This is a genomic window from Nocardia sp. NPDC056100, assembly GCF_042266325.1.
In the GTDB taxonomy this organism is placed as follows: domain Bacteria; phylum Actinomycetota; class Actinomycetes; order Mycobacteriales; family Mycobacteriaceae; genus Nocardia.
Window position 1 is genome coordinate 2,097,884 of the sequence record NZ_JBHJVY010000002.1, and the last position, 14,980, is coordinate 2,112,863.

Genomic DNA, 14,980 nt, shown 5'->3' on the forward strand with positions numbered 1-14,980 from the left:
GATCAGGGACCGGGTCGCCGGTGCCGGTGCCGGTGAAGCTCGTGCTGGCTAGTGGCCGCTGCGGCCCAGTGCGGGCACCGGTGGCTTCAGACCGGCGTCGCAGTCACAGTGGGGGAAGTGGTTGGCGCAGTGGAAGCACCAGCCGCATCGGCCGCAATAGCGGCCGCGCCGACTGAAGTCGACCTCATCGCACGCCTCGCAGACGTACAGCCACGCGCGCGAGCCGAGAAGTGCCGGTGTGGGATCGGGGCGATAGCCGCGGTTGGAATACCAGATGCCGTCGTCCCAGATCCCGGCGGATTCGTTGAACACGTACGCGTTCTGCTCGAAGCTCGGGTCGATGGTGAGCACGACCATCTTGCTGGCCCCGAGCCAAGCCTCCAGGTCACGTCGGCCGCGCGGGGTGTCGAAGGATCCGAACGGCATGCGCGGCAGATAGGTTTCGGCGGCGATGCGGGTATCCGAGCGCGGGTTGTAGGGTGCGGGCTGTACGCGCCGGGGCAGAACACCGTTGTGCGCCAACACTGTTCGCCGATCACCACCCAGGCGGAACGGGTGGCAGTTGTCGATGCTGACCGTGCCGTGGGTGCCGTAGCGGCTGTGAAACAGCGCGGGTCCGCTCCGATGGCGAGCGCGTACCGCCGCGAAATTGTCGAGCACGACTCCCGCGTCCATACCGCGCCCGACCAGAATGGCGGACTTGGTGACCACGGCGAAGCCGTGGCCGTCCCGGTTGACCCGGGCACCGTTGCGCAGTGCGCCCAGATCAGGTGCCACCCCGCTCGGCAGGAAGGTCAGCAGGCACATGCGATCCCCTCCAGCTCGGCCTGCAGCGGTGCGTATTCCGGATGCTGGCGCACCCAGGCGGTGAACCGATGCCAGTCCCAGCCGCCGTACTGGATGACCGCTGCGGACGTCAGCCCGCGGGTGTATTCGACGGTCGCCGCGGCGAAGGCGAGCGCGGCTTGCACCTGTTGGCGGTCAAGCGATCCGGCGAACACCCGCAATTCCAGGCTCGCGCGCGGATGCGGATTGATCGCCTGGTACCGGTTCAGACCGAAGCGCCGCACATCGTCCTTGGCGGTGTGCTTGACGCGTTCGCGCGCAGTGGCGGAGAACTGCGCGAACGGCGACCGCCGCCGGGCCAGGGCGACGGTATGGGATTCGTTGCGGTAGATCAGTTTCGCCCAGCGATAGATATGGGCAGGAGAATCGAAGCCAGCGCGCGAGAGGTGCACGTGGATTCCTACGGTGTGATCGGAGTAGCACCCCAATGCGCTCAGCTGCTCGAGCAGCGGCCACGGGAACTGCTCGATCGCGAACGTGTAGTCCATGGGATGGGTGACCAGCTCGAACCCCAGTGGCTCGATCGACGAGTCGTGCTTGAGATAGACCAGCTCACGCGCATGGTCGCTGACGGTCTGCGCACTGAGCTGGTAATGATGTTCTGGCACAACGATTTCCAGTTCCAGGCCGAGGTAGACCGGTCCAGTGCCGAAGAATCGGGGGTTGGGCTTGTAGTTGTAGTTCCAGATGCGCCCGCCCGCGTCGCAGCTGTCGCAGTCGGTGTAGCGGGGTAACAGGGTGCCGCAGTGCTCGCAGGCGGTATAGCGCGGCGCGCATCGTGAGCACACCCGCGTACCACCCGAGACGTATCGACTCTCGGCGGTGTAGACACTGCAGACGGCGCAATGATCGTAGAAGCGGTCCACACATTGTGGGCAGACATAGTCGGCGGTGTCGGTGGGCCAGGTCGCCGGGGAGTAGTACCGGCAGCGCGCGCATTCCCGCCATCCGGCAGCGCATCGCGGGCAGAGCCGTCCGAGTTCGATGGTCACGGCCAGTCGCCGACTCGGTCCGCGGCACCGGTCGCAGCGCGGTAATCGGGCCGCGCATGAGGGGCAGATTCTCTCGGAGTCCAGCAGTTGCGCGTGGTCATCGCCGACGGCCGAGTTGCAGATCGCGCAAGGGGCTGCGGGCCAATCGATTTCGGGCATGGTGAAGCACCTTTCGAAGAGGGTGAAGACGAAAAACGCCGTGACGGAGGCGATTCCGTCACGGCGAAGGATGTGGGTTGGCTGACCGGGGCTACTTCGGGGGCAGGTCAACCGGGTTATCGGATCTCGCGGCTGTCCCTTCGCGCAGCCGGGATTCGGACGTTGCACGATGGATTGTGGGATTCCATTGGGACCTGGCTGTCAGCCGCAAAGGCTATGCCGGGCTGGTTATGAGTTGAGGACAGCGAATCCGCTGGTTCCTGACCTGTTCGGGGCTGCTGCAGGATTGGGCGACAGTGGTTAAGCAGGCTGTCGGGCTGCTGGGGACACGATGGTTGCGAATTCGATCGGGGTCAACTGCCATAGCCGGGCCTGACGACGCCGGCGGTGGTAGGTGCGCTCGATCCAGGTGACGATCGCGATCCACAGTTGTTCGCGGGATGGCGATTGAGCGCGTGGACGAATCTTCCTGAGCGAAAATGACTTCCACGGTCGGTGTGCAGAATGCAGTCGGTGACATCACCGCGCCGGGCAACGGCATTGTTCACCGCGGTGACCGCGAGCCGGGACTTCATCCGTGAATCGATCGAGTAGCCGATGGTCCGGTTGGAGGACACGTCCTCGACCGCGCACAAATGCAGCTCGCCTTCACCGGTGCGATGTTCGGTGATATCGCTGAGCCACAAACGATTTGGAGCATCGGCGGTGAAACTCCGTCGAACCAGATCGTCGTGAACGGGCGGCCCGGGTTTGCCGTTATTCCCGCAGCGCGGTTTGCCGAACGCACTCCACCACCGATTGCTCGAACAGATCCGCCACGCGGTCCGCTCGGCCATCGTTTCGCCGGCTTCGCGGGCCTCGTCGGCGAGAAACCGGTAGCCGAATTCGGGATCGTTGCAGTGGGCGTCGAACAACGCGTTGGCCCGATACGCCTCAGCGACCTCAACGGCGGTCACCGGTTCGGCCAGCCACCGGCAATACGGCTGGCGAGCGAGCTGCAGCACCCGGCACGTCACCGCCACGGGAATCCCTTCGGCGGCAAGCTCTTTCACGAGCAGGTAGAGCCTTTTCCGTTATCTGAGCTTGCGACAGATACGCCGCTGCGCGGCGCAGCACCTCGTTCTCCTGCTCCAACAGGCGGATCCGGCGACGGGCATCACGCAACTCCGCGGACTCGCTACGCTTGGTCCCGGGCTTGTTCCCGTCCTCGACATCGGATTGACGCATCCATTTCGACAGCGTTATCGGATGAACCCCGAAAATCGGCCGCGATCTGCTCGAGCGTGACCCGTCGTCGCGGTTGCGGGCGACCCGCACGACGTCGTCACGGAACCCTTTCGGATACGGCTTGGGCACTGCGACATCCTTTCAGGCTCGCCTCCCGGCAAGCTGTCTCGGTTGTCACCTACCCCTGCAGCAGCCCCGATCTGCGGTTTGACCGCCGAGTGCAGCTCGCTCATTCCCGCTGTTCAGAGGGTTGCGGAACCGAACTCAGCAGCGGTACCGATGTCAACGGTCGAAGGTGGCGAAATGCCGCCGTCCACGCATCGATACCGATCCCGAGCGTCGCTGGCACATTCGACGGCCGCTCCATCGGCTTGGAGTGGCACTTGTCGTGCAACTCGGCCGTAGGGTGCGGTGCGGTCAAGTGCCAAGTGCCGCAGTACAGTTCGTCGTACAGCAAGTAGTACGTTCGGGATCCGTGCACCAGGTCTTCTGAACCTAAGGGGAGTTGCTTTTGTACAACGATGCCATTCTTGTTAACTCGATTTTGAAGGCGGCTCAGGACGCCCGGGAAACACCGCTTCCCGATGATGTCGCGTTCGAGCTCTTCGCTGCACAGAGCGTGCTTCGCGAGTTCGACCTCTCCGACGAGGAGATTGAGGTCGGGCGTATCGGTGGGGGTATGGATGGCGGTATCGATGGTTTCTACGTGTTCCTCGATGGGGCGCTACTTGACGAAGATTCCGACGTTTTCGCCGATGACTTCAAAGCGTCAAACGTTCGTAAGCACGCCGAAGTCGATGTCTGGATCATCCAGGCCAAGCAGGAATCGTCGTTCACCGAAACGTCGTTCGATAAGCTTCAGTCGTCGCTGGGGCGGTTGTTTGACCTGGCGCAGGACGATGAGCAGCTGAAAATTCTCTACTCAAAGGAGCTCATCTCACGGGTTCGTATCTTTACTGATGCTTGGACAAAGCTCGGCATCCGGGTACCGAAGATCGCTGTTCATGTGGACTACGTCACCAAAGGCAACACCGCTGATGTCGGGAAGCCTGTCGAGCACAAGCGTGCAGACCTTGAAATCTTCATCCGATCGCGTATCAAGGGCTCCACATCGATTGCGAGGTTGGTTGGCGCGACTGAGCTGTATGAGCTTGCCAGCACCGAGCCGGAGTATGATCTTCAGCTTCGAGTGGCGCACTATATGCCTAAGGGTACTGCGTATTCCGGTTTGGTGCGACTCAGCGATTACTACGAGTTCCTTTCTGATGACCGCAAGCGTTTGCGTACGAATCTGTTCGACTGGAATGTCCGTGACTACCAGGGTGAGGTGATGGTGAACCGCGCAATCCAAGCCACGCTTGAGTCCGACGCCGATGAGGATTTCTGGTGGTTCAACAACGGTGTGACGATCCTGTGCTCGTCTGTTTCTATCAGTGGTGAAAGCACCTTTACCTTGACTGGGGTGCAGATCGTCAACGGTATGCAGACCTCCCATGAAATCCATGCTGCTGTTGGGAGCAGTGATGATCCTCAGCTTGAGCGGTGGAAGAAGCGTTCCGTCGCTGTCCGGATCATTCAGGCTCAGGATGAGGAAGTCCGGGACAAGATTATCCGCGCCACCAACAGTCAAACTAAGGTACACGACGCTTCGCTTCACGCGACTGAAAAGATTCACCGACAAATCGAGGCGCACTTCAAGGCGCACGGATGGTACTACGATCGCCGTAAGAATTTCTACAAGAACACCGGCAAGGCGGCCGATCGTATTATCGGTATTCCCGCATTGGGCCAAGCGGTGATGGCTATTGGTCTGTCGCGACCGGACGATGCCCGTGCTCGTCCGACGACCCTGCTTAACAAGCCGGGAGACTACGCTGACCTGTTCAACGAGCAGATTACACTGGATACCTACTTGTGGACTGCCGCTGTCCAGCGGCGGGTCGACACATTGATGCTTGTCAATACTGACCGCTTCATTCGGGCGAACCTGAGGTTCCACGTCAGTTGCTTCATAGTGACCCGAATGCTTGGCAAGAGGATCTATAGTCCTAAGCAGCTGGCGCAATTGGCTTCCAAGCCTGTGGATTTCGACGAGGAGTATGTGTCGAAGGTTACGGAGCAGCTTCAGAAACTTGCCGTAAAGGTCGGTGAGGAGAACGAATGGTCTCTGGACAGGGTCGCAAAGAACAAGACGTTCGTGGACGATGTGGTTATTGCTGCGCTGACTGAGAAATGACGCAATTAATGGTGTCCCGCCAGTATTAGATCCGGGACCTAAATCCACGCGAAAGCTCGGTGGGGATCGAGCCAGTGGCAGATATCGCCGATCTGTCCGATTCCCCCCCCGGCTCAACAGATTCGATCGGTTGATAGCAATTTAGGAGGCGACTGGCATCGACTCTTAAGTCTACGCGATGCCTGGAATTCTAAAGTCGGGATCGAGATCCAGGTTCGAATCAGACCATGCACTTTGAGTTGGGCTAATCCGCGCGGACTTCTCCTAGATGAATGCTGGAGTATCCGACGGAATGAAATCGAGAAGGGCGTGGTCCGTGATCTCGCGCACAGCGTTTACGCGCACAGCGCGGATTTCGGTGGCCGTGAATGCAGCGCTGTCGAAGATGATTTGAATCAGGCACCATAGACTTCTGTGCTCCACGCACGCATCGAACTCGTTACGTGAGATGTGAAATGTGCCTGCGGTTTTCGGGCCAGCTGCTTTGACTTCGATTAGATCGATACGCGAACCAGGTGCTATGACAGCGCGATGATGGAATCATTCTGGTCGCGGATGCAGGTCGAGCTCCTGGACCGCTGCCGATGGAACACCCGCGTCGAGTTGGCCAACGCGATCTTCGAATACCTCAAGATCTTCCACAACCGGCAACGCCGTCACAGCGGCCTCGACATGCGGACCCCGATAGAGTTCGAAAACACAACCGGCGTGGCATGAAGTCCAGCAACCCGGCTCCGAAAAATTCAGGGAAGACCAGCTGCAGGAGCCCCTTTACAACGAAAGGGACGAGGCCAGACAAAGTCTGTGCGACACCAGTGCCGAACTCAGAACGGGAGCGCTTGCTTCACAGCGTGCGGCCGCTGCCATGGCCGACGTGTACACCATGTACCGCGGTGCCCGCGACGAAACCCCGCCGCCTCATGAATCAAGGTTTCTACCAATGCTTTTACATCGACGAAGGCCATTCGCGAGAGGCGGCCGACTCTGCCGACGTTCGGACCGGGTACGGTCGATCCGAACGTTGGCAGCTACGAGTTTGGTGCAGACGGCATCGGGCACAAGCCACCGATCAGCCGAGTCTCGACATCGTGGAACCAACATCCTGAGATTCCACGCCTAGTCATCGGCAGCGTCGGTATCGCCGGATTCAGCCATGACGTTGCCGACGAGCGCGGGCACATTGATCGAATCGGGCGACGGCCGCACTCGGCCCTCTGCATAAGCCAAGCGCGCGGCCGCGAGGTCAGCGAGACGCACTGCCTGGATCACGATGACGCGCCGAAGCCCGGCCGAAACCTCACCACGTTCGTGGGCGACTGCAGCCACGCGAGCCAATGTCTCGGCTCGGCGTGCGATTCGAACATCGGGGTGCTCGCGATCCTCTCGCAAGTCCTTGGGGACGAGGTCGAAGCGGTACGGTTCGGGCAGGTCGACGATTTCCGAGACCGGCGGGATCTTCTCGTTGAGGATGGCTTTGTACTTGGAGTTCTGAATAGCGTGCACGTACGCCGAGTACTCGATAGCGTCCACTTGGGCGCGACGATCCTTGGGCGGAACCTTACGCAGGTGCTCGACTGCGTACAGCTCCATCTCGGCGACTTCGAATGGGTCGAGTATGCGGTAGGCCAGAGTGTCCGACCGTTGCCCGCGGAGGTGGCGGCCAATGCGGGTGGCGAAGTCCTCAGTGGTTTGCCCGACGTAGATCGGCTCGCGGTCGTAGTCGTAGAAGGCGTAAGCGCCAATGCACTTGCCCAGCTTCACGCCGCTCACGTCATCCACCGTGTCGAGGGCATTCGACAGCTTCTCGCGGAACTCCCGCACGAAACGGGTCGGCATGGACTTCTTGGTCGGCGGCTTCTTGTCCGGGTCGTTATAGCTAGCTACGCCTCGACTACCCATTGACTCCCGCCTCACCGTTTGCAGATACACGAACGAGTCCGCTGGAGGCCAACGGCCGCCCGGCGGACTCGGTTAACCACCCGACAGCCGACACGGCGATGGCATCGCCGAAGGTGAATTCGTCCTGGCTGGCCGGGAATCGATAAAGCTTGTGGACCTCGGTACTCATACGCGCGCCGTACTCGTTGCGGTCACTCGCTGAACGCTGACTTTGCCTTCCGCCGCAGGGGTGTCGGCCTGCCTGGATGAGCCGCCGCAGACAGCCAGACACGCCATCGGGCCGTATCTCCTGCGCGGCGATGCCCTCCCGTGTCCAGCGGTAAACAGTGCGCGATTGGTAACGGTGGGCCGGACTACGCAGCCGGTCGGGACGGTCGCGGTGCATTGGCAATATGGACTCGGCGGCCCTGACCGTGCCGGCGGAACTAGTCTCAAACACGGGCTTGCGCAATCCTTCCCACCCCAAGGTCATCCACGGAATCATACGTCCTCGTTGGGGGATCGGAGATACGTGCTCCGGGTCGAACGACTCGGTAGCCGCACTCGCAGGACTTCGCGGCGCGCGTCGAACAATGCGTCGGCCGATGCGCTTCGGTTTCCTCACCGATGGTTACTGAACTGGCCAGCCACCTGTGAAACGGTGAGCCGGCCTCATGAGACAGCACAACTAGGTCACGGTCGAATCCTCAGACGTCTCAGCCACCGCTGCAGCCTGATTCTGTGTGACATGCTCGAAAAGAAGGGCTCGTTCGGCGTTCTCTACGAGCTGGTCGTAGGTGATGACTTCGATTCGACTTAGTCCGGCGCTGTATTGGCGAAGAGTGCGTGTGACCACCTCGCGAGGTGTGACAGCATCTGGCCGACCGTGATCGGAGTGACCGAGAACTACGGTCGCGAAAACCCGGCTCATATCGTAGGTCTGGCCCAGCTCGTTGCTGAACGCCGCCGAGTTTTGTAGTCCTTGTTCGTCGAAACTTCGGAGATAGTTCATCGCCTGTGCGACGGCCTCATGAACCTTCGGCCCCGCAATCCAATGATTGCGATGAAACACGATGAGCTTCTTGATATTCGGGCCCTTCAGTTCAACGATGTGGAGCGTGCGGTCAGAACCAAGTAACGGGATATCTGTTTGGTCCAGCACTGTGAATGATCGCCGTTCAGCAACGCCGACGTACCGGCCGCCGAAGATCCAGTACGCATTGCCGATCAATTTCTGGACGTCTGTCTCCGTGCTGGTCGGATCGTTGATCAATTCCCGCAGCTTGGCGACAAGGTCTCGCCGCTGGTCAAGCACTGCGGCCTGGGCCGCCGACATACCAGCGGCGCTGCTTGCAAGTAGCGAGATGACCTGGTCCGCGTTGGGGTGACGAACCATGGCGTCGGCCAACGACTGCGGGTCGATGCCACTGCCTTCGATCAATTCCAGCAAGCGCGAGCTTGGATCATCGCTGCCAGCTGGCTCACTGCTATCGTTCGAGGCGTTACCCTCGGATTCCAAGGGCACCGACGCGAAATGGTCACGAAACCGCTGAATCCAGAACTCTTCAACACTGTCGAGATCAACAGGGCCCGCCGTGTGCAACGTGTTCAGCATGTCGACATAGTCGCGCATCATGCGAAGGGTGCCGCGGGACGTTCGACCGCCCTCTGTGGGGAGTTCGCGGTTTATGCCATGACTGGCTAGCAATCGTGGCACGCGTTTCCCTCCAAGGTGTGACACTTGGCCGCCACCCGGGGTGAGCAAGGCATCTGGGTTGAGAGGGAAGCCCAGTTCGCGAGCACGGTCGGTCACAAGGAGACCCACCGCTAGTGCGCTTATGCCGGTGAACCCGTGCTTTTCTGTGAAGGTTGTGAGCTCAGCTTCCAGAACATCGTTCGTCACGCGGATAGTCTTGCAGCCACGTCCGACAAACTCCCGGCAGAATTCCGGTGCGGATCGGGTTTTGCGCGTCTACCTGGGAATATTCACCACCAATGCTGCCCGCCGGGGCCGACCCGCTGTGCGGCCGAAGGCGAGGGACCTGAGTTGGTCCAGCGGCTATACGAGTTGTTGTTGCTCGAACCCGGTCGATGACCATCGCTGCCGGAATGCCTGCGGGGCAAGGAAACCCAGCGACCCGCGCGTCAACGTAACCTGTCATGGCTGTCTTGAACTCGCCGCTGACGAGGACCGGCCGCTGACAACGGGACTGTTCCGGATCAGCAAGGAAAGCTGGTTGAGCATCGCTGGGTCTCGAGTCTGGCATTCCCAGAAGGTCAGGGCTTTCCAGCCCCGCGCTTCCAGTTCGGTTTGTCGGCGCTCATCGCGGGCAACGTTGCCGTCCAGCTTGCGAGACCAGTAATCAGTGTTCGACGCTGGCCTGGTCGCTGCTCGACAGTAGGGATGCTGATGCCAGAAGCATCCGTGTACGAACAGAGCCAGCCGACGGCTGGGGAAGACTACGTCAGGCTTCCCTGGAAGCCGTCGATCATGCAGCCGGTATCGCAGCCCGGCTGCATGAAGATAACGGCGCACAATCATCTCGGGACCTGTGTTTACCGACCGCACTGCTCGCATCGTGCGAGAGCGTTGCTCTGGTGTTTCCTTCACCGGATAGAATTGGCCTCAAACACAGGCGGGAACCTTTTCGTCTCCATATTTAATTTCGAGCTGGGACTGTGTCGCTTTAGCTCCAGCCCTTCTAATATCAGTCGAGGCGAGTGGCTCAAGCAACGGCTCAAGGACATTCTCGGCCAAGAAATGAACGACGTCGACAACTACTCCGTCTCCGGCGAGGTGGTACGCATCGTTGTATTTATCAGGAAGGATGTAATCGTCCCTCAGGCCCATCAAGCGCGCTGCTTCCCGAGTGGAGAGCAGGCGAGAACGCACTCGATTACCATTTTTATCGATGACCAAAATTGTCTGCCTACTGGAGCCGCCGCCTGGCGTGCGAAGGCAGCCAGCGATGTCGTCGAAGCGAACCTCGGCACGTTGAACCTTCTCGCGGAGCGGCTTGCCGTCCTTATCTTTTTTGCCAGTTAATGGGCCTTCAGGCCGCATTCTCTTGTAGATTGTTCCGACTACCGTATCGCTAGTCGCCTTGGCGCGTCGTTTTGCATCTTCAAATTTCTTTCTGTTCCCGGCATTCATCAGCTCCTCGCTGAGTAGCCGTTTAGTTACCGCCTCATCGTGCCACTCGACGCTGGCCGGGTCACCAGGCTCGATTACATCCGCCAAAGTCTGGTATTTCGTCCTACGCGAAGGCGGCTCGGGGAGATTCCACCAAACCCAAGCATCATCTTTCCTCGTCGCCTTGGACCCGGCCAGGAGGCGACTATGTGCGGCGACCAGCGAGACAGGGTGCCACCGAGTGGGGTGCTCCGAAACCAGTCCATCGATCGGAAGCTCGCGGTGCGCCGCGATGATGAACAGTCGCGGACGCGATTGCGGAACCCAATGCTCAGCATTGATCACGACCGCCCCGAAACGGTAGCCACTCTCGGCGAGCATGTTGCCGAGAGTCACGAAGTCCTGGCCTTTACCTGCGGTGAGCGCGCCGACAACGTTTTCGAGCACGACCAGCCGCGGTGCGCGTTGCTGCTCCCGCAACTCCTTGATCAGCTTCCAGAAGGAATGGACGGTTCCTGATCGCGCCCCCTTCAGCCCTGCCCCTGAACCTGCCAGGGATAGATCCTGGCAAGGAAACGACGCCCATGCGAGGTCTGCATGGCCAGTTGCGAGGTGTTCGTCGACGCTTAGTTTGGCAACATCCGCAACGACCATCGCGCCGCCTTCGCCATCAGGCAGATTTGACTTGTAGCTAGCAGCCTTCTTTGCGTCAAAATCGTTGGCGAACAGGCACTCCCACTTGCCGCTTCTGGCGAGGCCCTCACGTGCCATACCGCCGCCGGCGAAGAATTCATAGAAGCTATGCACCTGTCTCCTCTTGTCTCGCGGCACCAGTCCTGCAGTCGCCTGTAGCTGTACAGTCGTTCAATCCACGTGTCACGATCGGCTCGTACGTCCTGTTGCGACGCGCTTCTGATGCTGGAAACCGCTACCTAGTCAGCAGTTTGCGGGCCCCTGCGTCAGCAAATTACAACGATGGGATTGTCGCATCGATTCCGGCGAACACGGTACCCGCCCGTGTCGCGTTGCAGGTTCGAACCGTCGGCATCCGATGTGGCAGTCCGAATTCAACCGCAAAGTCGTTGACCTGCACGGATACTCCTCTCCTCTCGACAACCGGTGAAATTTTTGCTGCGTTGAGCGACATGAATCACCATGGGTTTGTGGCACCACCCGGCTGCGTTCCGGTCGGCTACTCAACCGTAGCCAGCCCTACCGACAGAAGCGGTTGCTTTGCTAGGCCCCTCTCTGCGTCCTGAACTCGGTTGTCACCTACCCCTGCAGCAGCCCCGCTGGTGTCAGTCTTGCTATCGCACCCTGCAACGAACGCGGCGACGATCAGCAGAGCAAACCCGGCGACAAGTCGCCTTGAACGAGCACGATGGGCACGGATTTCTCGGGCTTCTCACTTGACGGCGCCCCTGCCTTCCAGGATGTGTGGCTCATTTGGGCCTTCCAGTGGTCGAGCCCCGACCGTGGAGGTCGGGGCTCGACCATCTCGCAGGGCCCGTTCGCTAGAGCCCGAACAAGGCCTTGAGCAGCGAATCAACCTCGGCCATCTCGCTGTCGGTGGCCTGACCCGCCAGTTTGCCCTTTTCGAGGTTGGCCAAGGGCACGGACTGAGTACGCCATACGACCGCGGATCCGTTCTCCACAGCGGAGATCGGTGCGGTGACATGCTGGCGCGTCCCGGGCGATTCGACGATCGGGGTGATGAAGACGTAGCCGATTGGCTCGGCTAGGTCGATGTCGGACACCACGAGTGCATTCATCGCGCGACCTGTCACCGTGCTGATTTTGTAGACGTCACCTCTATGCACTGGCGCGCCACTGCTCGCAGGTCGCATCGAAGTCGGCGAGCTGTTGATCTTCTTCGCTGGTCATCGCCTTGGCTTGCGAGGTGAGCAGGTACACCCGCGCGGCGTGCTCGAATCCCGCTGATCTGTTGCCGCCGGAGATGCGTTCGATGGCGGCAACGATCTGCTCGTCGACAGTGATGGAGATCTGCTTGGTGGCCATGATATTTACGGTATCACCGTTCATATCATTCCTTGTGGGTGAAATGGTCACTCTGTTCCTTTCATAGGGTCGAGACAGCTGTAGGCCTTGTCACGGCGTGTTCGTGACGCTGAAACGCCGCGATCGCCGCGCGTGGGCGTAGCAGCGCCGTTAGGGTGGCTCGGGTGAACGCGCCTGATTCCGGCGATTCCGCGGCCGAGGATTTGCCTGTCGCGGATTACGTCGCGAGATTGGCCCGCAAGCGGATGGCGGCGGGAGTCCTGTTCCGCGACAGTGCAGGCCGCGTGCTGCTGGTCGAGCCGTCGTACAAGCCGAACTGGCAGATTCCAGGTGGTGCTGTGGAAGCCGACGAGTCGCCATGGGCAACAGCTCAGCGCGAGGTTGGCGAGGAGCTGGGACTGTGGATCCCGCATGGGCGACTGCTTGTCGTGGATTACGTTCGCCCGCAAGACTCCAGGCCTGAAGGAGTAGTTTTCGTCTTCGACGGAGGTGTGCTTCCGGACGATTCGTCCATGCGGATGAGGCTGCGAGACGGAGAGATTCTCTCGGCGTCCTTCCATACCTTGGATGAGGCTGCAGTTCTGGTGAAACCTTTGCTGCTCGATCGCCTCGCCGCGGGGTTGGCTAGCGCACGCGACGGAGTGACTGTGTTGTGTGAGCAGGGGCGGCCGATCAAGTGACGAGCGGGCTGCCCTCGCTCTGTTGCTGTGTGACTCATGGTGATCGAGCAGGGGCCCGGATGCTCCTACGGGTGTTGTCGTTTCCGTTCCTGCAGCCGTGTGCTGTCTTCCAGCGGCTCGATAGAGCCTGTCGTGGAGGTCCGTCCGCGGGGCCACGAACTCACCTGCCAGCTCGTTCGGGTGACCACACGGCTGGCCGAGGAGTTCAGCAGCTGGTGTTTCCCCTCTACGAGGTGTTCGGTAATCCGTTCGTCTGACAACTCCTGGAAGACGGGAGTCAGGGGTCGAACAGGGCATTGGGAGTTAAGAGCTTTGCTGGGCCAGCGAAAGCGGTACTCGGTAGCGTTGTCCGGATAGGTCATGGATCGTGGTCGAACAAGATCGGGGGTGACGGTGTGTTAGGCGTGGGGTCGGTGTTTGCGGGGTACGTGATCAGGACACGGTTGGGTGCGGGCGGGATGGGCGTGGTCTATCTTGCTCGGCATCCGAGGCTCAAACGTGATGTGGCACTTAAGGTTCTGCATGATCAGTGGGCCCTGGACCAGGGGGCGCGGGCTGCGTTCGATCGAGAGGCGGCATTGGTGTCGCAGCTCGACCATCCCAACATTGTGCAGGTCCACGATTGCAGTGATCCTGAGGACGAGGCGTTGTGGTTGTCGATGAGGCACATCGCAGGTGGGGACGCTGCGGCACTTCTGGCAGGCACATCCGGCGGGTTGCCGATCGAGCAAGTGATCAGGTTGGTGACCGATACCGCGCACGCGCTCGATCACGCGCATGCCAAGGGAGTGCTGCATCGAGACGTGAAACCAGCGAACCTGCTCCTGGAGCAGGACCCTCGCCATGGACAGAAAGCGGTCCTCACCGACTTCGGAATCGCCCGCACAGCCGATTCCGCGACGACCGTGACCGGCATCGCGATGTCGCTGCCCTATACCGCACCCGAACGGTTCGCCGCAGGCTCAGTCGATCACCGCGCCGATATCTACTCGCTCGGGTGCACGATGTTTCAGCTACTGACCGGGCAGCTTCCATTCCCACGGCAAGCACCTGTCGAGTTCATGACCGCTCACCTGACCGCACCGGTCCCGTCCGCGCATGCGATACGCCTGGACCTACCAGTGCATTTGGATTCGGTGATCGCGACCGCGCTGGCCAAGGATGCCGCCGATCGCTACCCGTCAGGCCAGGCTTTGGTCGCTGACCTTCTGCGTGCGGTCACCGTCACTACGCTCACCCCCCGCTCGGCGGCGCAGTTCTCAGCCGCTCCGGTGGATACGAGCCGTCTGATGCTCAATCTCGGGGTTCTGCTTCAGGACCGTGGCGACCTGGCCGAAGCCGAGAGCTGGTTCCGCAAAGCCATCGACGCCGGGAACACCATCGCCATGGACGAACTCGGGTTTCTACTCAAACAGCGAGGCGACTTGGCCGAAGCCGAGAGCTGGTTCCGCAAAGCCATCGATGCCGGGAACATCATCGCCATGGACGACCTCGGGTTCTTGCTCAAACAGCGGGGCGACCTGGCCGAAGCCGAGGTGTGGTTCCGCAAAGCGATCGATGCCGGGAACACCAACGCCATGAGCAGTCTCGGGGTTCTGCTTCAGGACCGAGGCGACCTGGCCGAAGCCGAGAGCTGGTTCCGCAAAGCCATCGATGCCGGGAACACCATCGCCATGGACGACCTCGGGTTCTTGCTCAAACAGCGGGGCGACCTGGCCGAAGCCGAGGTGTGGTTCCGCAAAGCGATCGATGCCGGAAACGCCAACGCCATGAACAACCTCGGCGTGATGCTCAAACAGCGAGGCGACCT

General features: G+C 60.6%; 12 protein-coding genes and 2 pseudogenes. 4 read left to right on the forward strand and 10 right to left on the reverse strand.

Annotated elements, in window-relative coordinates:
* Window positions 1–48: 48 nt before the first annotated feature.
* The 3 genes and pseudogenes from ACFC0O_RS22145 to ACFC0O_RS22155 form a co-directional block, all read right to left on the reverse strand.
* The gene (locus ACFC0O_RS22145; RefSeq protein WP_375960673.1) at window positions 49–807 is read right to left on the reverse strand and encodes a class II glutamine amidotransferase; all 759 of its coding nucleotides are present in this window, start codon (window positions 805–807) and stop codon (window positions 49–51) included.
* Window positions 795–1,838: a hypothetical protein gene (locus ACFC0O_RS22150; RefSeq protein WP_375960675.1), complete on the reverse strand. Its 1,044-nt coding sequence runs from the start codon at window positions 1,836–1,838 to the stop codon at window positions 795–797. The genes ACFC0O_RS22145 and ACFC0O_RS22150 overlap by 13 nt, the downstream gene beginning before the upstream one ends.
* Before the next feature lie 459 nt (window positions 1,839–2,297).
* Window positions 2,298–3,353 (reverse strand): annotated as a pseudogene (locus ACFC0O_RS22155) (IS3 family transposase).
* 382 nt (window positions 3,354–3,735) lie between these two features.
* Here ACFC0O_RS22155 and ACFC0O_RS22160 point away from each other — a divergent pair.
* A complete protein-coding gene (locus ACFC0O_RS22160) occupies window positions 3,736–5,460 on the forward strand; it encodes an AIPR family protein (protein ID WP_375960677.1) in 1,725 nt (574 codons plus the stop codon).
* A gap of 264 nt (window positions 5,461–5,724) precedes the next feature.
* Here the strand turns inward: ACFC0O_RS22160 and ACFC0O_RS22165 are convergent, their stop codons facing one another.
* Entirely contained in the window at window positions 5,725–5,982 is a 258-nt protein-coding gene (locus ACFC0O_RS22165) for a protein NO VEIN domain-containing protein (RefSeq protein ID WP_375960790.1), read from the reverse strand.
* Here ACFC0O_RS22165 and ACFC0O_RS22170 point away from each other — a divergent pair.
* Window positions 5,983–6,177: pseudogene (locus tag ACFC0O_RS22170) on the forward strand (IS3 family transposase); the annotation flags it as partial.
* Window positions 6,178–6,576: 399 nt separating this feature from the next.
* Here ACFC0O_RS22170 and ACFC0O_RS22175 read toward each other — a convergent pair.
* From ACFC0O_RS22175 to ACFC0O_RS22200, 6 genes are all read right to left on the reverse strand, one after another.
* Window positions 6,577–7,389, reverse strand: a complete 813-nt coding sequence (locus ACFC0O_RS22175) for a GIY-YIG nuclease family protein (protein WP_375960679.1) — start codon at window positions 7,387–7,389, stop codon at window positions 6,577–6,579.
* Window positions 7,390–8,026: 637 nt separating this feature from the next.
* On the reverse strand, window positions 8,027–9,241 hold the full coding sequence (locus ACFC0O_RS22180) for a Shedu anti-phage system protein SduA domain-containing protein (RefSeq protein ID WP_375960681.1): 1,215 nt from the start codon (window positions 9,239–9,241) through the stop codon (window positions 8,027–8,029).
* Between the two features lie 255 nt (window positions 9,242–9,496).
* A complete protein-coding gene (locus ACFC0O_RS22185; RefSeq protein ID WP_375960683.1) occupies window positions 9,497–9,949 on the reverse strand; it encodes a very short patch repair endonuclease in 453 nt (150 codons plus the stop codon).
* Between the two features lie 15 nt (window positions 9,950–9,964).
* Entirely contained in the window at window positions 9,965–11,278 is a 1,314-nt protein-coding gene (locus tag ACFC0O_RS22190) for a DNA cytosine methyltransferase (protein WP_375960685.1), read from the reverse strand.
* Window positions 11,279–11,985: 707 nt separating this feature from the next.
* Window positions 11,986–12,243: a hypothetical protein gene (locus ACFC0O_RS22195; RefSeq protein ID WP_375960687.1), complete on the reverse strand. Its 258-nt coding sequence runs from the start codon at window positions 12,241–12,243 to the stop codon at window positions 11,986–11,988.
* Between the two features lie 40 nt (window positions 12,244–12,283).
* A complete protein-coding gene (locus tag ACFC0O_RS22200; protein WP_364647276.1) occupies window positions 12,284–12,490 on the reverse strand; it encodes a hypothetical protein in 207 nt (68 codons plus the stop codon).
* Window positions 12,491–12,654: 164 nt separating this feature from the next.
* On the opposite strand from ACFC0O_RS22200, the gene ACFC0O_RS22205 reads away from it, so the two are divergent.
* Complete coding sequence (locus ACFC0O_RS22205) at window positions 12,655–13,170, forward strand: NUDIX domain-containing protein (protein ID WP_375960689.1); 516 nt, start codon at window positions 12,655–12,657, stop codon at window positions 13,168–13,170.
* Between the two features lie 458 nt (window positions 13,171–13,628).
* Window positions 13,629–14,980: serine/threonine-protein kinase (locus ACFC0O_RS22210; protein WP_375960690.1), on the forward strand; the 1,352-nt coding region annotated here is incomplete at its 3' end.